We start from the raw sequence: 19751 nt of genomic DNA on the forward strand, positions 1-19751 counted from the left end.
CTTTTGTGGTGGAGGCTTCTAGAGAGACAATTGTAAGTGACGGGCGAGGACGCCCGTACCATAAGATGAATAATTTATTTCTTGGACATCCCTCAGACAATAAAGGAAAGTGCGCGTATTACCTCGAACCAATCATGTGTTTCAAAGAGAACCGATTGTTCTCCATGTAGTTTTGCTCCTGGATAAAAGGAATTTTCGTAAGCATCTGGTGGATGCTTGTATTCGACTTCAAGCTGAAAACAATCGGGTAAAGGTTTGACCGGAATTTGATATTGCAATGCACTTTTTACACCTGCTTGAATTTGCCTAACAACTTCTTCTGGATGAATGCCCCATACTGACTCACCAATTCCCTTTTTGGTAATAACTGTTTCGATGTTTTTGTCATAAACTTTTACATCTTGACATAGACCAGAATCTCCAGACACAAATACGACAGGAACTTTTTCATAAGCAGCAGTCATCGCTACTAAATGAAACTCAGCGATCGCTTGACCATTGAGCAGAATCTGGTTTAATTCCTCGCTTAAAGTATGTGCGAGGGGATTACTACCATATCCAGACCGTGAATGATAGCCAATTAAAACTAAAGCAGTAAAACTGCTATTTAATTCTTGAACCATGCTGTAAGGATGTCCGCTCCATCCTCTGATAAGTTGTGCTGGATAAGGCAATCGATAGGGGTCAAGATTTCTGGCTGTATCATGAGCATCTTTCACGATAATTTCAGTTGCACCAGCTGCTATTGCTCCCTCGCAGGCTGCGATGACTTCACGAGTCATTTGCTCTTGAAAGATATCTTAGTTTTGTTGACCCTGAGTCGCTTCATCCCAGTGGCTGATTCCACTAATTCCTTCAATATCTGCGCTAATATAAACTTTCATAGGATATGAGAAATGGCCGTCTAGCTAGCATCATCGTGCCACACAATCTCTTTTACTCATAAGCTTGAGCAGGAGAACCAACCCAAGAGGAGAAAGCAGGCAAAGATTCACCTTTCATCAGCATGGATAAATTGCCCAAGTTGGAATCTGGTTCCATCACAGTATCGTAGAGAACAATTGCACTACTACCTACCGAACAGCGATCGCCAATTGTCACAGTCGATATCTTCATCACGCGATCTTCAAACAGATGGGTTTGTAAGCCACAATCACTATTCAGTGCTACATCATTGCCAACCCAAATCGTATCAAATTCAGTAATATCTGTAGAATCCATGTAAACCCGTTTACCAATTTTGCTTCCCATTAAGCGAAAATACCAGTTAATGAAGGGAGTGCCTTGCAACATATTTACCAGTAAAGGAACCGCTAAAGTTTCATGGATACAGGTAACCAGTTCCGAGCGAAACACGAAGTTAGACCACAAGGGGCGTTCTGTTGGTCGATACCTACCGACGATCGACCATTTAGCGATGATTGTAATTCCTGTGGCTGCTAGTCCAAAACCAAGATATAGGAATGGCAACATGAGTATCAATATCCATTCATTCCAATCATCGTTCAAATCGATCATTGTATCAATTAAAACTGAGCTAAGGGCGACAATACAGGTAAGAGAGAACAACACTCGCACTGTCTCAAAACCCAAGCGTTGCAGTACTTTACTGAACGTCGGTTTGTAGGTTGATTCTAGTGAAAAATTCCGGACAATCTGCCGTTGTGGTAGGTTAATGGCTGGAGAACCGAACCAGGAGGTATTGGGTTGAGCAACTAAGGTTCGATCTGCGGGAGGAACAGACATACAGCCAATGAGGGTGTCATCACCAATAATCGAACCTGCGGGAAGTAGAGCGCTGTTACCAATGAAGGCACGTTTGCCAATCTGTATTGATTGCAAATACATCTGTCCCCGCTCAACTCTTGGTACACCCATAACCACACCATCTGCGATAAAGCTTTCGCTGCCAATATTGACTAAATCGGGAACCAAAGACGATGGTGTAGAGATTTCTGCCTGCCATCCTAACTTTGCTCCCAACAAGCAATACCAAGGCAGCAGGTACAACGTCGCGTAAAGCGGGCGAATAATATCGAGGCTTAATGCCATCAGCTTATCTACATACCACAGTTTTAGGTAACGATGACTGTCTAGGCGACAGGAACCGGGTTTGACACGTCCGGCAATTAACCACTTAAGTGCAGCAATTTGCAGTGCCATCAAAATGATAAACGATAAGGCAATCAAGGGAGAAAACAGCAGCCAATGTCGCTCATCACTAATGGTGTACATATATTCGACTCCAGGAAGAATCGGTGTGAGTTCCAAAATAGGCAGGGTCAGCAACAGAATTGCTTGGAGAGTACCAAAATAAATTCGTCGCAGCCGAGGGGGACGGGTCATCGCTTTGCTTGAATTGACTCCAACTTTAGCAGCTGGAGAACCGGCAAAAACCTCCCCGGCTGGAATCCGGTGCTGTGGAGGCAACATTGATAAATCTTCCAGACTGGCATTGTCTTCGATAACAGTGTTTGCGCTGACTACAGAACTGGCACCAACAAAGCAACTATTGCCAATTTTAATAGAACCGATTTTCAGCCAACCCTCTTCCACCGTAGCATTTAACAATCCTGCATCGTAGCCAATAGTACTATCTGCACTGATGCTCACCAAGTCAGGAACATCAATATTGACCGAACTCAGGTAAACATTGGTGCCTATTTTAGCACCCAGCAGTCGGTAGTAGATATTGAGTAAGGGGGTACCACTCAAAAAATGCAATGGTGTAATCGATAGTAAGTTTTTGACAAACCACCAGCGTAAATAAAAATTGCCCCAGAGCAGATACTTTCCTGGCTTGACTCGACCTACAAGCATCCATTTCATAGCAATAGAAAACCCAAGCATTAAAGGAATTATTGCTGCTAAAGCGACGACGGACACTAAAGCGGACTCAAGATTGCTGGCACCATTCTCCTGCATCCAACTGTAGGTTAAGTAAGGTAACAACCACTGTAAGGCAAAGCAAAATAGAATCACTATCAGTCCCAACGCTTGAAGAGTTACGCACTTTAGGTAGCGTCTGTGGCTCAGGCGATGGAAGCAGGAATTCGCTGGAACTTTTGTGGATGCGGGTTGTTCCTTTAACTGGGCAGCTAATTTAGCAATGGTAGGGCATTGGTAGACATTGAGCATGGAGACGTGAGCAAATTCACGTTGTTCTCGCAATTGAGACACTAGATTGGCAGCCAAAAGTGAATGCCCTCCCAGATCGAGGAAGAAGTCATCGTCTACAGAAATTTTGGTGTAGGGAAAGAGGTTTTGCCAAATTTTGGCGATCGCCGATTCCTCTTTTGATAAGGAGGGCAGTGCATGAGACTCGGTACGATGATGGCTTTGCATTCTCTGGGTTGGAGCAGGCAACTTCGAGCGATCTGCCTTCCCGTTGGGTAGCGTTGGTATTGCGTCTAAAATTTCGATGAACGCTGGCACCATATAATTAGGTAAGCGCTGGCACAACGCTGTATGCAAACATTTTTTTAATTCTTGAGAATCGGTAACAGGAACGCGTAGTGTAATGTAGGCGACCAATTCCTGAACAGTCGCGTTAATAGACACCAAAGAAACAATGGCATTTTCAACTTCTGGAGTTTCCAGCAACACTGTCTCAATTTCTGTCAATTCAATGCGGTAGCCTCTAATCTTAACTTGAGTATCAATACGTCCTAAATATTCAATCTCACCGTCCAGTGTGACTCGTCCGAGATCGCCCGTCCGATATAATTTCGCTTGGGGACGGTTTTGCTCATATGGATCGCAGATAAACTTGGCAGAGGTTTGTTCTGGCAAGTTAACGTAACCTTGGGCAACCCCAATACCGCCAATGCAGATTTCCCCCGCTTCCCCTACAGGGACTGGATGCAATTCCTCGTCCAGAATATAGACGCTATATGTGGGTAGGGGTCTGCCAATTGTCACGGCTCGATTGGGAAGTAATTCCGTCCAGAGTGCAGTGACTGTTGTCTCAGTCGGACCGTAAGTGTTAAGTATGCGCCGACTCTCTCGGCTCCACCGCTGTACCAGATATTGAGGGCAGGCTTCACCACCTACTATTAAAGTCCGCAATAAAGGTACATCGCGATCGATAGTAGCCAATAGTGTAGGGACACAGTACATCACCGTTATCGCCTGCTCAATCAGAAAATCGGTAAGCTCAGAGCCAAGGCGTTGATGGTTGGTTGGACCTGCCACTAGCGTTGCACCAACGATAAAGGTAGGCCAAATTTCCTCAATAGAGAAATCAAAGGCGATTATCATACCTTGGTAGACGCGATCCCGAGCGCAAACACCATAGATCGGCGTGCAGACCGTGAGAAAATTACAGATATTGGAATGATTGACTGCAACACCTTTGGGGCGACCAGTAGAGCCTGAAGTATAGATAATGTAACAAAGTTCGTCGGCTGTGTCTGGAATTGCAATACGCGTTGCTGGCTGAATTGCAATCGCAGCAACTACAGTGTCAAGAACTAACACCTTACAGCTCGTACACGTGCTGATACTGCTGAAAGCAGTGCTGGTTACTAACAAATCTAGGGATGCGTTCTCAGCAATGAAGCCTATTCGGTCTTGGGGAAAGGATGGATCGAGAGGTACAAAGGCAGCACCGCACTTAAGTATCGCTAGCAGTGTTACATAGGTGTTAATTGAACGTTCCAATAAGATACCTATTCTGTTACCAGAACCGAGACCTTGGCGCAAAAAGTAGTTAGCCAATTTATTCGCCTGTGTGTCCAGTTCGGCATAGCTCAAATGCTCTTTATCGCAGATTAGAGCGATCGCATCAGGTTGTGCATCACATCGTCTTTCAAAAAAGTAGTGCAAACGTTGTGGTGGTATACCTACCTCATCAAATTGAAGATTGATTGAATTTACTGTGCTGGAGTAGTAATGTGTCTTTGGATATCTATGTGTAATTTTCATTTAACAAAAAATTTCTTGAGTTTAGAAGCCTTATTTACTAATGCCGAATGCGAGTTAAAATTCTCCTGAAAATTATCCAGTGAATTCTTCATAAGCATAAAGTACCTATGTTTAGTAGTTTTTCGTCCTACAAATACGTCGTTTTTTAAGATAGGAAGTAATTGTAAAGAACTTAGAAAGATTGCTAAAATGGTGAAATGAAAAAATAAACGTTAAAGTTTAGGGGATCGGGAAGAAAAATTTGCATACTTGGGTAGAACCTAGGAACGCAGTCGGTGAGGCTCTGTAGAGCGCACCACTGGAGGCGGAGCCTGGGAACGAAGTGACAGCCAATCAAAATCAGTGCGGTGAACCACTAGTCACAGTCCCACCAACTATTGATGCAGCTTCCTGACTCGCATAAAGATAGAAGTGGGGTTTTTTTAAAGGGGTGGGTCGTTCAGCAGATGCTGTGTAGAATTAACCAATGAATTATGAGAGTCGCGCTGGTCTTGAACAGTTTTAAAAGTTTTGATAATTGGCATTAAGCAGCGTTTGGCATCTTCATAACCACGCTGTTTCAGTTCGGTAATGCGATCGCTACCATCAAGCTTATCAAATAATTGACCAATCCAACCGCGATTTTTGCGATAGCGGATAATATCCTTGCTAACTTGAATACCATTGATAAGGTCAATTAAGGCTTTGTCTCCAACTACAGGAAATCGAAGTTGCAAGTTTTGAAGACAATGATTAGAAGGGTGAGTAGACGAAAGTTGTAATCGATCGCTCAATTCGTGAAAAGAAGAAATATTGCTCATAATTCTATATCATTAAACTATCTGTAAATTTTAGATAGGTATTTATCTTACTGATGTTATCATCAGATTCTATAATAAAATTCCTTAGTTCTTTAACCAATTTATCTTTTTATTCAGTTTGTTTTTTCTGGTCTTTCTGCACTGTTACGAAGTTGAACATCGTTACTTAATTCCGTAAGATAACTATGAGCAATATTGAGTGCAGATTTGATACAACGAGGCGCTGCTTTCTCCATCAATGCTGAAATCGATCTCTTTAAAAAGAGATCGAATCCTGATTTTTTCCATAATCTCTCTGCTTTTCGTTGTAAATCTTCTGTAGTTGTTTCTTCAAGTTCCTCTTCCCAGTCCATAGCAAAAACTTCCTGAGCCAAAGCATTGACTGTCTTCATATGGGTAATGAGAACATCAGGATTTCGCTGTAATTCCATTAAAAAGTTTGCAGAGGTAAAAGCTCGTCGGGCAGAAGTTTCAAACACGCGCTCGCGCTCGCTAGCTTCACCAATACCAAATTCAGCAGCGACAAATTGCTTTACTTGCTCTGTACTCATATCACCTTCACGTCGCCGATCGACTTTATTAATCAACTCGTATAAAGTTTCTACACCACGTAATTTAATAATTTTTTGAACTTCTTTTTTAACTTTCTCTGAAGCTTCTGTTTTCAGTTGGGTAAAATCTAAAACTATCAAAACTATTGAACTTCTTAAGTTCCGGCAAATTCTAATAAATCTTCAGCAGAACTTGTATACTGGACAAAAATATCTAGTCTGCGATTTTGCAAATTCAAGCAATGAAAAGTTTTTCCCCAGAATCTTGGGCTTGAGTTGCAGCCTTGAAAGCCAGTTAAAATGCCAAGTCACTGTCAATGTAAAAGTTTGGTTTCTACGCCTAAATTTATCTCAAAATTTAGCAAAATACTATAATTAGTAAACAAGCAATTTTGAAGCAGAATATGACGACAGTAGCCATTTTACCCATATATGATGCCAGTGGTCAAAAGTCCTACCGTGCTGTTGCAGGTGATAAGTACTCGATTGGTAAAACTGCGGGACAGGCATTGGATGCTTTAACCGCTCAATTGGGTGAAAATGAATTTAGTGCCTTACTACTGCTTCAAAGTTTTCATCCTGACCAGTTCTTCGGTATTGAGCAACAAAAGCGTTTATCCGAACTCATGGATATGTGGAGAACTGCACGCGATGAAGGACTAGAGCTTTCACACCAACTACAACAAGAGCTAGATAATCTTGTTGAGGCAGAACTCAAAGCAGCAACAGCCAGAACAGCTTCATTACTACAACAGCAAAGCCAATGAACCCAAAGTATACATTAGTTTCTAAACGAGCTGGTCATCGCTGCGAATATTGCCATGCCCCAGAACTTGTCTTCAACTTGCCTTTTGAAGTCGAGCATATCATACCACTGAGTAAGCAAGGTACTGATTCTGAGGAAAATTTAGCGCTTGCTTGTCGTTCCTGCAATCTCCATAAAAGTAATCGTACAAGCGGAGTTGACCCTGACTCAAATACCGAAGTTCGTCTCTTTCATCCCAGGCAAGACCAATGGGATGACCATTTTCAAGTGGATGCAACATCTGGAATGATTGTGGGAATAACTGCAATTGGGAGAACTAGTGTTAATAGTTTAGAGATGAACAGCCAACCACAGGTTACCGCACGACAACTGTGGATTCGTTTAGGTTTGTTTCCATAAGTCTCTACAAATCTCAATACAAGCTTTGTAAGCTTTCTGGCAACAGTTCCCTACTTTTTAACTGCAAGAAAACATTTCTCGATATGTTGGGTTTCGTTCCTCAACCCAACCTACGAAAATTTCACGCTTAATGATGAAATTCTTTGACTTTTAATTTTGTAATGCGAGGTGTTTCCCCGGCAATACTACATAAAATATTCATTGCCTTTAACAATCTTCCTCTCGGTGCGCTTCTACGCTCGCAAAATTTTATCCCAATCTCTACAAGATCTTTTGTCACTGAAAACAGATCTGGCGACATCGTCAATGGCTGAATATTTTTATTTCCTTCAGGCAATGCAACCAATGTGGTAATTATCTGGTAGAGTTCATAAACTGTCATGGCACGGGCAATAATTGGTAGCAGTGGTATCCCTTTATTTCCATTAGTCATCCCTTTCTGGGCAACTTTGCCATCCATAATACGCAACTGCAGCAAACCAGTGTCATTTGCATTACCTTCCGTGACAAAACGGGCATAGACTCCCTCACCAACCTGACTCCATGGAGTCTCTAAAACATTCCCCGCTCCTGCTGTCCCATCATTAATCAAAAAAAGATCGGCTAGATTGCGCCAATTCCCTCCCTTTGCTACAAGACGATCGCGTACCTGTTTCATGGCAAATAAGCTACGCCCCGTGTCCCCAAGGTTCCTTGTAAGAAACTCTTGCAAGGAATGCAAGTGCAATGCTTGAGAACTTTGATTCCATAACTGTTCGATCTCTTCCCACCAACCCGGTTTTAAAGCAGAACGATATTGAGGAATCAATTTATTTACCAAAGCTTGCATTTCAGCAGGCATATCTTTATATGATGCTCCAGCTTGTACCGCCCAAGAAAGGTTTTGCAAGTCCTTTTGAGAAACATCGGAACTCGCCGCAGATCGGTTTAGTGCGGCAAGAACTTCCTTGCGGCTACCGCCATATCTCCCCAATAAATAACGATGTCCGTTAGGGCTGCTTGCGACTCTTTGTAAAGAATAAACCTTTACTGGAATCACATAATCACCAGCAGGCAAAATTTGCTTGGGAGAAGCACCTTCTAAATCAAGGATGTTAGGACGAAACGAACCACCCGGTAGTGAGGATACCAAAGGATAAAGGTTATTGCTATTCGCCGTAACTGGGGCATTTTGCTCAACAAGCACTCGTATTTGTTTTGCTAAAAAAGTCTCTGTGAAAGAACTTTTATCAATACAGAAACTCCGAAGGCATATTCTCTTTTGACCTTGAGCAATTCGGTTTTGTTCCTCAAGCAAGCTTTTTTCTAAATTAGGTTTATCTGTAATAGATTGAGAACCAATAGCTTTTTGATGAAAAGTTAAAATATTGTTAAATAGTAACAAAGATAGCAAGGAATAGGAAAAAACCTTTTTTGTAGAATTCATAAACAAACAGAGATATCAATTTACGAATTATTGACGCCCTATTGGTAATTTGTCAATGCTGTGCTAGATCTGCAATTGTTCTGCTTTATGATAAAACCCAACAGCAAATTAAGAGCAATACCATCACTTAAAAATATAAAATAACGCTACATCAGGAATCAGCCTCTATCATTGCCAATACCGCCCATCGCTACAATCTTCCCAGGGAGCGACAAACACCAGGCAAAAGCGATCGCGCCCCCCGTTGCTCCTATAGTGAGAACGCGCAGTGGGTGCGATTTTTACATTACTGTTATTTTAGGACGATTTCGGGGAACTATTTACCTATAGTGCCACCCTATTATTGTCAGTTAACTAAAATGTTTCTTCTACCCGGTCGAAATTTCATTCTCTTTTTTGCCACTTGTTTGTGCTTGTTAGGAGTAAGTTCGCTCCAAATACCACGCATGCAAAAATTGCTTCATACCAACAAAACAGTGTCAGTCAAAACTTTACAGAGAGAACTTGATTTAGAAAGAACTCGTCTAAACTTAATTAAGAAAATACCTAGTTTTGGCTATGATAATGTCATAGCCAATTTTGCCTATCTCTGGTTTCTCCAATATTTTGGGGACGATGAAGTTCGTTCAAAGACAGGTTATAATTTAAGCCCGGAATACTTTGAAATCATATTAGCACGCGATCCTCGATTTATAAATGCTTATTTGGGGCTTTCTACCAGTACTTCTATGTATGCCGCCATGCCGGAATTTTCTATTAAGTTAATGGAGAAAGGGTTAAAATCTCTATCTCCTTTTGCTCCTACAAAGTCTTATTATGTTTGGCGGTATAAAGGTATTGATGAGTTGTTGTTTTTAGGGCAAGCTTTAAAAGCACGACAATCATTTGAAAAGTCAGCGGACTGGGCAAGTTATCATTCCGATGAAGAAAGCCAACACGCTAGAGCAATCTCAAAGAAGACTGCGGAGTTTTTAGAGCGCAATCCCGATAGTACATATGCGAGGATAGCAACTTGGGTGATGGTATTAAACAATCAAGTGGATAAAAAAACTCGTCAGCGAGCTATTCTTGAAATTAAAGCTTTAGGTGGTGACGTTACTGAAAATCCTGATGGTACTCACAAAATTAAACTTCCTAAAAAAGATTGAAGGAATTATGAATTATGAATTATGAATTATGAATTATGAATTATGAATACATAATAAATTTATAATTCATGAAAATTTACTGGTATAACGGTCAGTTAATCGAGTCTCCAACTATAGAGTTAGCAATTGACGAGCCGGGGTTACTCTATGGAGCAACGGTTTTTACAACATTACGAGTTTACGATCGCTCTCTTGAGAGCAGGTTAACTCACTGGCGGGCGCATTGCGATCGCTTAAAGTCGAGTCTGGAATCTTTTGGTTGGCAACTGCCAAGTGAAGAAAGGTTGCGTCAAGGTGCTTTATCGCTCGCCGCTCACTTTCCCGTTTTGAGAATTACGGTCTTTCCCGATGGGAGAGAATGGATAATTGGTAGAGATCTCCCAGAAGGATTGATAGAAAAGCAAAGTCATGGTATACTGGCAGTTCTTGCAAAACCAGAATTTTCTCGCTGTCTTCCGGATCGCAAAAACGGGAATTATTTAGGTGCATGGTTGGCAAAATCTATCGCTCAACAGTCAAATGCACAAGAAGCGATATTAGTGGATGTCCAAGGCAATTGGTTGGAAACAAGTACGGGAAATCTCTGGGGTTGGTTGGATGGAAGTTGGTGGACGCCACCTGCAACAGGGGAGATTTTACCGGGAATTATGAGAGGAGAACTGGTCAAATGGCTTCGCCAAGAGGGGCTGGTGGTGAGAGAGGAACCTTGGACGCCGAACCTAGTCAGGAAGTTTGAAGCGCTTGCCTACAGCAACAGTGTAGTGGAAACCGTCCCGGTACATACCGTTAGCTCGCCTTTAGGAAAGCTAGAATATAATCCGCACCATCCATGTTTTCAACAACTGCGGATGTTTTTTATTAGCACTATAGGAGTAAAATTTGGTATAACTTAAGATAAGTTAATATATTTCTTAAAATCTCATCTCTTTACAGAGACGCGATCGCACAAGAAGACAATTAGGAGGATTTGCCTCGGTGAATAATAAACGATGGAGAAATGCGGGGCTGTACGCGCTGCTATTTATTGTTGTCATAGCCCTTGGGACAGCATTTTTTGACAAACAACCACAAAGCAGAGAAACATGGCGGTACAGCCAATTTATTCAAGAAGTTCAAAATGGTAATGTAGAAAAAGTTAGTTTGAGCGCAGATCGGTCTACAGCTCTTGTCATGACCAAAAATGACACGAACAAGAAGCTAGTCACCTTAGTCAATGACCCTGACCTGATCAATACTCTGACTCAATACAAAGTAGATATCACTGTTTTGCCTCAAACCGACGAAGGATTTTGGTTTAAGGCACTCAGTAGCTTATTTTTCCCTGTATTGCTTTTGGTTGGTTTATTTTTCTTGTTGCGTCGCGCTCAGAATGGACCTGGTAGCCAAGCCATGAACTTTGGTAAGTCCAGAGCCAGAGTGCAAATGGAACCACAAACCCAAGTAACATTTAACGATGTTGCTGGTATCGACCAAGCAAAGCTAGAACTAAACGAAGTTGTAGACTTTTTGAAAAATGCCGATCGCTTCACTGCTGTTGGAGCCAAAATTCCCAAAGGCGTGTTGCTAGTTGGTCCTCCTGGAACTGGTAAAACCTTGCTCGCACGTGCTGTAGCAGGCGAGGCTGGTGTACCATTCTTCTCCATCTCTGGTTCTGAGTTCGTCGAAATGTTCGTGGGTGTAGGTGCGTCCCGAGTCCGCGACTTATTTGAGCAAGCAAAAGCCAATGCTCCTTGTATCGTCTTCATCGATGAAATTGACGCCGTAGGTCGTCAGAGAGGTGCAGGTTTAGGTGGTGGTAACGATGAGCGGGAACAAACCCTCAACCAGTTACTAACTGAGATGGACGGATTTGAAGGCAACACTGGTATCATCATTATTGCTGCTACCAACCGTCCCGATGTATTGGATGCTGCATTACTGCGTCCCGGTCGTTTTGACCGTCAAGTCGTCGTGGATCGCCCAGACTACGCCGGACGAGTTGAAATTCTCAAAGTTCACGCCCGTGGCAAAACCCTGTCAAAAGATGTGGACTTGGAAAGAATTGCCCGTCGTACCCCAGGATTTACTGGTGCAGACCTTTCCAACCTGTTGAATGAAGCTGCAATCCTAGCAGCACGTCGAAATTTAAGTGAAATTTCGATGGATGAAATTAATGATGCCATCGATCGCGTATTGGCTGGTCCAGAGAAGAAAGATCGCGTCATGAGCGAAAAGCGCAAAACATTAGTTGCGTATCATGAAGCAGGTCACGCCCTCGTTGGTGCTTTGATGCCAGATTACGATCCAGTGCAGAAGATTAGCATCATTCCTCGCGGACGTGCAGGTGGTTTAACTTGGTTCACCCCCAGTGAAGACCGGATGGATACTGGTTTGTACAGCCGTGCTTATCTGGAAAATCAGATGGCAGTTGCTTTGGGTGGTCGCATTGCTGAAGAATTAATCTTTGGTGAAGAAGAAGTGACCACTGGTGCTTCTAACGACCTGCAACAAGTTGCACGTGTTGCCCGCCAAATGGTAACACGCTTTGGGATGAGCGATCGTCTTGGACCAGTTGCTCTCGGACGCCAGCAAGGCAATATGTTCCTCGGTCGGGACATCATGTCAGAGCGCGACTTTTCAGAAGAAACTGCAGCTGCTATTGATGAAGAAGTTCGCCAGTTAGTAGAAACAGCTTACCGACGCGCTAAAGAAGTTTTGGAAAACAACCGCCACATTCTTGACAAACTTGCAGAAATGCTAGTTGAAAAAGAAACTGTAGACGCGGAAGAGTTGCAAGACGTACTTGCTAGCAATGACGTTAAAACTGCAACTTTTGCATAGTTATAAGTAAAAATTTAAGATTTAAGATTTAAATAAATCTTAGTTTTTACTTCTTAATCGATGCGAATCAGGGTAATTTTTGAATTATCCTGATTTTTTTATAATTTGTTATAGCAATCCTAAATCATTTGTAAAAAATTTGGATTGCTAATGGCTAATAGCTAATGGCTAATAGCTAATGGCTAATGGCTAATGGCTAATAGTGAGACCAGCCCTACAGGCGGTGAGTCCAGTGCTGCAGGCAAGCCACTCTCGTGCGGGGGTTCCCCCCGTTGAGAGAAGTGGCGCGGGTTTCCCGCGCCCTGGCGACTGTGAGACCAGTCCTGTAGGTGGGTTTCCCACGCCCTGGGGACTGGCGTAAGCCGTTGCGGGCATAGCTTCGCAACGCGTAGCGTCTCCGCTCCTGAGATACCCGAAGGGGGGTTACCCCGAATGGCACGCTCGAAGTGCGACGCGGAGACCAGGGGACGCGGGGACGCGGAGAGATGAGGAAGAAAAAGTGATGAGAGAGCAATCCTAAAAATCAATTGGTTCAGGAAGTCTGAAGGCAATTGGCACTCTTAGGGATGCTCCCAACTGTACCCCCGTGCAACTCAATCAAAATGACTAATTTTCTCTGCCAAAGGTAGGAAGCTAATATTTGTATAGGCTGCAACACTTAAACTTAGTCTTATGCATCATGTTAAATTTCCCTCAAGCTAAAGTTTGGGGGATTTATTTTGCTACAAGATTCGTGTGTAGATAGATGATTGATATCAAGTTCGGGTAATTACAAGTGTTCAACCGAACATGATATGACTGTAAATACGCAATCGGTGTATTAATGCTCATACAAAGGCTTCATTCAATGTTCTGTTACAGAAACTCTCTTTTTCAAACCCATAGAACGCAGAATATCCGCAGCTGACATTTCTCCCGTTCTACAACCACCTTCCATATAACCTTGAAACAATTGGGAGCAGTGTTCGCCAGCAAAAAATAAATTCCCCACCCGTTGTTGTTCAACTCCTGCAATTGTTGTCCATTGTCCCACAAGGTAACAAGCATAAGAGCCTCTCGTATACGGTTCCCGACGCCAATAAGCACAAACAGGCTGACCCCGATACATACTACCAATTCCTGGAAAAATATTTTCCAATTGGGAGAGAAGTTTTTGAGCTTGAATTTCCGGTGAATTTAGCCCTAATGGTAAACTCTTTTGACCGCCAGTAAAATTGGTGAGTAAACCACTTGAACCCTTATGATAATGAGATGACTCCCAGATTGTTTGAAAGTTTAAGTCAGTAGAGACAAATCCAGTTGATTTGTACCGCGTGCGCCAAATCCGTTCTTGATAAGCAGTAATTAATTTGGCATTGTTACCATAACCTAATTCTAAGATCGCTTTCTTTTTCAAGTCTGGCAAATCTACATTTAACGAGACATTACGCAAAGTACTAAATGGTAGTGCCAACAAAACTCGCTCATAAATTCTTTCAACAGAGCGGTTTCCAGAGCGCAAACTCACCCGATATCTACCATCACTTTGAGTAGCGATCGCTTCTAATTCTGTCTCTAGTTCAATAGAATTTTTGAGGAATTGTGATAAAGAAAGAATGATGCGATCGTTTCCACCAACGATCTGATACCGTTCATCACTTTCTTCAATTGGATCGAAGCTGTTAGCATCCGTACCAATAAATAACAACATATTTAAACTAGATTGAATTTCGGTTTCCTGACCGTATAAACTTGTGTAAGCTTTTTCAATTATGGCTTTAAGAATTGGATGAGTTTTGGCTTCCTCTAAATATTGAGTGATAGAGATATTATCTAATTGAATAGCCAATTGATTCTTTGTACGGTAATTTACAGGCGTTTTCCCAAAAGCTGCCAAATCTCGTTCTATTTTTTGTACCAATGGCGGTAACCACTGTTGTATTTCTTTTTCTGAAATTAGACTTCCATCATAATACGATATTCCTTCTGTCAAATTGCTATCTATAGCATACAAATCAACAATCTCCAGACCTAATTCCTTTGCCAAATTGCGTAAACTTGTGTGATGAGTGTCAATAAATTCTCCCCCCAAATCTACAGGTATAGAAAGATCGGCAACATTATGCAGCGTATGTATGCGTCCGCCAACACGATTTCTAGCTTCAATAATATCTACAGGGACTCCAGCTTGAGAAAGGCGGTAAGCCGCAACAAGCCCAGCAATTCCCGCACCTACGACTAAAACTTTAGGAAGTTTGGCAAATGCAGCAGAACTTCGTTCTCCATCCCACATCATTGCACTCATAGCACTTGCCAATCCCAAACCGCCATATATGAGACGGCGGCGAGTCATCTTGTCGCGGACAATATCAGCTATTTCATCTGCTCGAATCCCTGTTTTTAGCGATGCCCTGGTGATTTTATAAGCTCGCCGCAATGATGCCATCAACGCCGATCTTGACATTGGGTATGCCTTTATGTTTTGCTTTTCAATCAAGAAATATACCTTAAAAGCAGCCTTAAACCCGCAGGAAGTTCAGACCACTTCTGAGTGCTTCATTCCATAGAGGCAATTTCTCAACTTCTTGCCAAGAAAGCGGTGGGTTCACGAGTTCGGATCGCTCGTGTTGTAGAGATAATTGCCACCAACCAACATCATACCACTGTCCCAGCTTATAACCAACTGCCCGGTAAACACCTACTAACGTAAAACCGAATGCTTCATGTAGAGCAATACTTGCGGGATTGGGTAAGACAATTCCTGCGAAGACATTGTAAAACCCTTGAACTTGAAGCACTTTAAATAGAGAAGCATACAAAGCTTTACCCACTGATTTTTTCCTGTGCTTCGCAGCGACGTACACTGATGATTCTACAGACCATTGATATGCTGCACGACTTCGATGAGGATTAGCATAAGCGTAACCTAAAATTTCTCCATCAAGTTCACAGACAAGCCAAGGCAGTCGCTTTTGATAATCCTTGATCCGTTGTTTAAATTCTGCTTCACTTGGAGGTTCCACTTCAAAAGAAGTTGGCGTTTCACGGACAATAGGTGCATATATTGACAGCATTTGGAATGCATCATTTTCATTGGCTAATCGGATTGTAGCTTTCACAATTGATGAGTTCTTATCTGATTAATTTCTATAAAGCTTATCTTTTAACGATTTTTATAAAACGATATATTATCCCTGAACTTAATAAAGAAATGGCGCTATTCTTAACTTAGGGTAGCGCCATTTCTTTATTAAGAGTTGGCAAGTGCTTTGAGAAAAGGGAGTGCATTTGTGCAAGCCGTTACAGTTACAGCTACAGCTATTTCTAAGCATCGCAAAAATCAAAATTTCTGCGTTGAAAATTTATCTTGCCGCTTCAAGCGATTGTCGAATATCCTTGAAGCTCACTTTGCGTTAAAACTGTTCCGGTTCGCTAAAGAGCTGCTGTAGCGCTCGAACGACTTTCGGCGGCGCGTCAAGACGTTCGCAGAACGCTTCCCAGCGATCGGGCGGCAAGCGAAACTCGGTTTGATTCATGAGAATAGCATTTGCGGCATCAAGCGATGCTTGCAGCACAAACTTGCTGACATTCGTGTGCCGTATTCGTGCGGCTTCTGCCAGTATTGCCTTTTCCGGCTCCGTTGCGCGAATGGAAAGCCGCGTTTCTTTTGGCGTAGCGGCTGCTACCTCAAACATAGTTTTTCTCCTATAGGTGTCTTTATATGCCCAATGTACACCCCACTAGTGAAGGCTGCAATTTATTTAAATTTGGTTGTACCCAAAAGCCGATTGTTCCCTTTACCAGGGTTCTAACATCAAGCTTGCTCCAGTAAAGTTAGGATATCAATGAGTCTCACTTTTGCTCCCGCTTGCATAAATAAAATAGTTATCTGTGACCTTAACATCTACTTCAAAGCCCGCTTGTATTAACTTGCCACGAAGCTGTTCGGGAGAATAAAAAATTTTAACAATCTTAAACTCTTGGTCATCATTTAATTTTCTATTGATGTAAATATTCCCATCGTTTTCTAATACATGATTTTTGGCTGTTGATGTTGACTCGAAGCGAGAGTCAACAATAAAAATTTGCCCACCTCTGTGCGTCGCTTTATAGACTTTTTTTAAAAATGAGTCAACCAAATTTGGTGGTACGTGAGAAAGCCAAAAGGAGAAAAACACTAAATCGTACTCAGTGTTGGGTTCCCAATTAAATAAATCGATTTGCTGATACTCGACGTTAGCAGCACCTATTTTGCTGCGAGCAATCGCAATCACTTCACTTGAAGCATCAAGTGCAGTAATTTTCTGACCAATCTTTAAAAGTTCTTGAGTCCAAATTCCCGTACCACAGGCTAACTCTAGAACGCGTTCTACATTACCAATTTGGTACAAAGCATTTCTGATGACACCAGCTTCGTTAAACCAGCGCTGGTTGAGTTCTTCTCCGCGATCGTAACGTCCAATTCTGTAGAACCATTCGTCGTATTCGTTAGCTCTTGCACTGTAGTAGGCAATTTGTTCCTGAAGAATACTATCTGTCATTATTTCAAAATAAGGAGTGGGTGGTATTTATGCAATACACAATGCCAATGGCTACTATCTTAAAAATAGGGAATAGGGGTTAGGTAAGAGAAATTTTATCGATGCTCTAAGCGAACATTTTTCATCGAAACTGCCTAACCTATTGCGCTTAAAAGTCTACAACTAACCGTATCAGTCGTTATCTTACCGTAATTTACAAACAACTTTCGCCAGCTTAATATAACTTAAATTGATAGATGTACCGTATTTAAAGTTTTAGGAGTTAATTATTTAGAACGGCAATGCGTAATACAAACTCCCTGGCTTAGATAACCAGGAGTTTTTCGGTAAAAGTGACTAGCATCTTACAAGCGATGTAGTAAACTTAAGCCATGAGTATCAGTCCCACAACTGTTAAACAGGCTGTATTCGCTGGCTAACTGTTGCACTTGTTCTGACTCTCTCGCACTGGGTTTCCAAGGGTTGGGATTGTTGTAAGCGTAAAAAGATTCTACGCCATCGATCCCAGCATCTGCGGCGGCAGGAATCAAATCAAAGTGCGATCGCCGATAACGCGCTGGGTGAGCCAAAACGGCTAGTCCCCCTGCTTCGTGGATAGCAGATATCACATTAGCTGCTTGATGGTGTTCGCCTGTCGTAGCTTTTCTTTGAATGTAAGGTTTGATGCTGGGTTGCTCTATATCGAACGCATAACCTAGAATATGAACTTCTGTATTGAGAAGATTGGCGTTAATTTCTACACCAGTCCAAAGCTGGGGTACATTTGCACCTGGATTATTCCATCGCCATTGTTCTAACCAATTTTGCGCTGCTTGATAACCAGATATACTATGGTGATCGGTAATAGCAAGCCCTTTTAACCCAATGGTAACTGCCTGCTCCATCAATGCACTTGGTTGGAGCTTACCATCTGAGTGGACAGTGTGCATGTGAAAGTTGAAACTCATCGGACAGCTCAATGCATTTATGCTTTGAAATATATACTTTAATTGTTCGCGTGAGGTGGAAACCTCGGCTACCTTGACAGTCATACGTACCTCTTTTTCAAATAGGTCATTTTTTACACAGAAAAACATGACACTAATAGCCCAGAATACACCAGCACTACATTTGTGTGTTGGTTATTAGTTTCCGGGCATCTTTGGCAAATTTTTTCAATATGTTAAGACTACGTTAGCAAATTCAAAGGCTGACGGTCATGCGTATATTCGATTGGTTTTATAAGAAAAAGTAAGAAATTTTGCAGATCCTATCCGTCAAACTTACAAGCTACAACTCCAGCAATCATCCACTGGTAAAAGAAAAAATGCAATGAAAAAGAAAAGAAGCTTTAAAAAAGATGTATAAAAATATACTATTTAAATTGGCAATCCCAATAATTCGCCAGAACCGGGAATAACCTCTCCAATGGTACGAGCTGTAATATTTTGTAAAGCAAAATGTGTCATGGCTGGCTCTACTTGATGAGGGGGAACAAGCAGTACAAACCCGATCCCCATGTTGAAAGTGTTATACATTGCTTGTGCATTCACAGATCCCTCTTCGGCTAGCCACTGAAATATAGGTGGAATGGACCAACTCTTGGGATCGATTTTTATCGCTTGACCTTTACCCAAGCAACGAGGCAAATTTTCAGGTAGCCCTCCACCTGTAATATGTGCCATCCCGTGGATTTCTAAGCCTGCTTTACGCGCCGCGAGTACGGATTCAACATAAATGTAGGTAGGCGTGAGGAAAATTTCTCCTAGTGTTTGCCCTCCCAATCTATCTGGACGATCGCTCCAAGAAAATCCTTTGTCGCTGACAATTTTCCTGACCAAGCTAAAGCCATTGCTGTGTACGCCAGCACTTGCAAGAGCGATCGCGACATCACCTACTCGTACCTGAGAACCGTCCAGCATCTGGCTTTTCTCAACAATTCCCACACAGAACCCAGCCAGATCGTACTCACCCACCTGATAAAAACCGGGCATTTCTGCGGTTTCTCCCCCAAGTAAGGAGCACCCTGCTTGCTTGCATCCAGAGGCTATACCTGCAACCACCTCAGTTAATTGTTCTTTTTCCAAATGACTTGTTGCCAGGTAATCTAAAAAAAACAGAGGTTCTGCACCAGATGTCAACACATCATTGACACACATTGCTACCAAATCAATCCCTATAGTGTCGTGACGATTGACAGCTTGAGCAATTTTGAGCTTTGTACCCACACCATCGGTTCCTGAAACCAGAACCGGTTCCCTATAACCTGTTGGTAGTTGAAAACAGCCACTAAAACCGCCCAATCCACCAATCACTTCTGGTCTAAAAGTACTGTGAACTAAATTCCGAATTTGATTGACAAATTCTCGCCCAGCCTCAACATCTACCCCTGCCTCTTTGTAGTCCATCCGTCAGA

The 19751-nt window shown here is 42.3% G+C and carries 15 protein-coding genes and 1 pseudogene; 5 read left to right on the forward strand and 11 right to left on the reverse strand.

The window, feature by feature from the left end; genetic code table 11:
* Positions 1-92: 92 nt before the first annotated feature.
* The 4 genes and pseudogenes from HC643_RS33095 to HC643_RS33110 form a co-directional block, all read right to left on the reverse strand.
* Positions 93-884 (reverse strand): annotated as a pseudogene (locus tag HC643_RS33095) (M55 family metallopeptidase).
* 52 nt (positions 885-936) lie between these two features.
* Complete coding sequence (locus tag HC643_RS33100) at positions 937-4926, reverse strand: Pls/PosA family non-ribosomal peptide synthetase (protein ID WP_038080421.1); 3990 nt, start codon at positions 4924-4926, stop codon at positions 937-939.
* 422 nt (positions 4927-5348) lie between these two features.
* Positions 5349-5726 carry a hypothetical protein gene (locus tag HC643_RS41730; RefSeq protein ID WP_237266000.1) on the reverse strand — a complete coding sequence of 126 codons (378 nt, stop codon included), beginning with the start codon at positions 5724-5726 and terminating at the stop codon, positions 5349-5351.
* Between the two features lie 113 nt (positions 5727-5839).
* Complete coding sequence (locus tag HC643_RS33110) at positions 5840-6418, reverse strand: hypothetical protein (RefSeq protein WP_038080415.1); 579 nt, start codon at positions 6416-6418, stop codon at positions 5840-5842.
* 263 nt (positions 6419-6681) lie between these two features.
* Here HC643_RS33110 and HC643_RS33115 point away from each other — a divergent pair, with 263 nt between their 5' ends.
* Both HC643_RS33115 and HC643_RS33120 read left to right on the forward strand, forming a co-directional pair.
* Positions 6682-7044: a hypothetical protein gene (locus tag HC643_RS33115; protein ID WP_038080413.1), complete on the forward strand. Its 363-nt coding sequence runs from the start codon at positions 6682-6684 to the stop codon at positions 7042-7044.
* Positions 7041-7442 (forward strand): HNH endonuclease, encoded by a 402-nt coding sequence (locus tag HC643_RS33120; RefSeq protein ID WP_038080411.1) that lies wholly within the window; start codon positions 7041-7043, stop codon positions 7440-7442. The genes HC643_RS33115 and HC643_RS33120 overlap by 4 nt, the downstream gene beginning before the upstream one ends.
* Positions 7443-7569: 127 nt before the next feature.
* Here the strand turns inward: HC643_RS33120 and HC643_RS33125 are convergent, their stop codons facing one another.
* Entirely contained in the window at positions 7570-8868 is a 1299-nt protein-coding gene (locus HC643_RS33125) for a hypothetical protein (protein WP_038080409.1), read from the reverse strand.
* Between the two features lie 359 nt (positions 8869-9227).
* Between HC643_RS33125 and HC643_RS33130 the strand changes: the two genes are divergently transcribed.
* The 3 genes from HC643_RS33130 to ftsH3 all read left to right on the forward strand — a co-directional run bounded on the left by HC643_RS33130 (position 9228) and on the right by ftsH3 (position 12836).
* On the forward strand, positions 9228-10016 hold the full coding sequence (locus tag HC643_RS33130; RefSeq protein ID WP_038080406.1) for a hypothetical protein: 789 nt from the start codon (positions 9228-9230) through the stop codon (positions 10014-10016).
* A 68-nt stretch (positions 10017-10084) separates the two neighbouring features.
* Positions 10085-10909 (forward strand): aminotransferase class IV, encoded by an 825-nt coding sequence (locus HC643_RS33135; protein ID WP_038073247.1) that lies wholly within the window; start codon positions 10085-10087, stop codon positions 10907-10909.
* Between the two features lie 82 nt (positions 10910-10991).
* Positions 10992-12836 (forward strand): ATP-dependent zinc metalloprotease FtsH3, encoded by a 1845-nt coding sequence (ftsH3, locus tag HC643_RS33140; RefSeq protein WP_038073243.1) that lies wholly within the window; start codon positions 10992-10994, stop codon positions 12834-12836.
* A gap of 844 nt (positions 12837-13680) precedes the next feature.
* Here ftsH3 and HC643_RS33145 read toward each other — a convergent pair.
* The 6 genes from HC643_RS33145 to purM all read right to left on the reverse strand — a co-directional run bounded on the left by HC643_RS33145 (position 13681) and on the right by purM (position 19743).
* Positions 13681-15279, reverse strand: coding sequence for a flavin monoamine oxidase family protein (locus tag HC643_RS33145; protein ID WP_038073434.1), 1599 nt, complete (start codon positions 15277-15279; stop codon positions 13681-13683).
* A gap of 55 nt (positions 15280-15334) precedes the next feature.
* A complete protein-coding gene (locus HC643_RS33150; protein ID WP_038073431.1) occupies positions 15335-15934 on the reverse strand; it encodes an arsinothricin resistance N-acetyltransferase ArsN1 family B in 600 nt (199 codons plus the stop codon).
* A 294-nt stretch (positions 15935-16228) separates the two neighbouring features.
* On the reverse strand, positions 16229-16510 hold the full coding sequence (locus tag HC643_RS33155; protein ID WP_038073428.1) for a type II toxin-antitoxin system TacA family antitoxin: 282 nt from the start codon (positions 16508-16510) through the stop codon (positions 16229-16231).
* 147 nt (positions 16511-16657) lie between these two features.
* Positions 16658-17356, reverse strand: a complete 699-nt coding sequence (locus tag HC643_RS33160; protein WP_038073426.1) for a class I SAM-dependent DNA methyltransferase — start codon at positions 17354-17356, stop codon at positions 16658-16660.
* A gap of 344 nt (positions 17357-17700) precedes the next feature.
* Complete coding sequence (locus HC643_RS33165; protein WP_038073590.1) at positions 17701-18387, reverse strand: PHP domain-containing protein; 687 nt, start codon at positions 18385-18387, stop codon at positions 17701-17703.
* Between the two features lie 327 nt (positions 18388-18714).
* Positions 18715-19743, reverse strand: a complete 1029-nt coding sequence (gene purM, locus HC643_RS33170) for a phosphoribosylformylglycinamidine cyclo-ligase (protein WP_038073422.1) — start codon at positions 19741-19743, stop codon at positions 18715-18717.
* Positions 19744-19751: the final 8 nt, after the last annotated feature.

The sequence above is a fragment of the Tolypothrix bouteillei VB521301 genome (assembly GCF_000760695.4).
Classification (GTDB): Bacteria; Cyanobacteriota; Cyanobacteriia; order Cyanobacteriales; family Nostocaceae; genus Scytonema; species Scytonema bouteillei_A.

Coding starts and splice junctions, on each gene's coding strand:
- HC643_RS33115 (WP_038080413.1), top strand. CDS start 6,682: ATGACGACAGTAGCCATTTTACCCATATATGATGCCAGTGGTCAAAAG.
- HC643_RS33165 (WP_038073590.1), bottom strand. CDS start 18,387: ATGACTGTCAAGGTAGCCGAGGTTTCCACCTCACGCGAACAATTAAAG.
- purM (WP_038073422.1), bottom strand. CDS start 19,743: ATGGACTACAAAGAGGCAGGGGTAGATGTTGAGGCTGGGCGAGAATTT.
- HC643_RS33160 (WP_038073426.1), bottom strand. CDS start 17,356: ATGACAGATAGTATTCTTCAGGAACAAATTGCCTACTACAGTGCAAGA.
- HC643_RS41730 (WP_237266000.1), bottom strand. CDS start 5,726: ATGAGCAATATTTCTTCTTTTCACGAATTGAGCGATCGATTACAACTT.
- HC643_RS33100 (WP_038080421.1), bottom strand. CDS start 4,926: ATGAAAATTACACATAGATATCCAAAGACACATTACTACTCCAGCACA.
- HC643_RS33135 (WP_038073247.1), top strand. CDS start 10,085: ATGAAAATTTACTGGTATAACGGTCAGTTAATCGAGTCTCCAACTATA.
- HC643_RS33125 (WP_038080409.1), bottom strand. CDS start 8,868: ATGAATTCTACAAAAAAGGTTTTTTCCTATTCCTTGCTATCTTTGTTA.
- HC643_RS33145 (WP_038073434.1), bottom strand. CDS start 15,279: ATGTCAAGATCGGCGTTGATGGCATCATTGCGGCGAGCTTATAAAATC.
- HC643_RS33155 (WP_038073428.1), bottom strand. CDS start 16,510: ATGTTTGAGGTAGCAGCCGCTACGCCAAAAGAAACGCGGCTTTCCATT.
- HC643_RS33120 (WP_038080411.1), top strand. CDS start 7,041: ATGAACCCAAAGTATACATTAGTTTCTAAACGAGCTGGTCATCGCTGC.
- HC643_RS33130 (WP_038080406.1), top strand. CDS start 9,228: ATGTTTCTTCTACCCGGTCGAAATTTCATTCTCTTTTTTGCCACTTGT.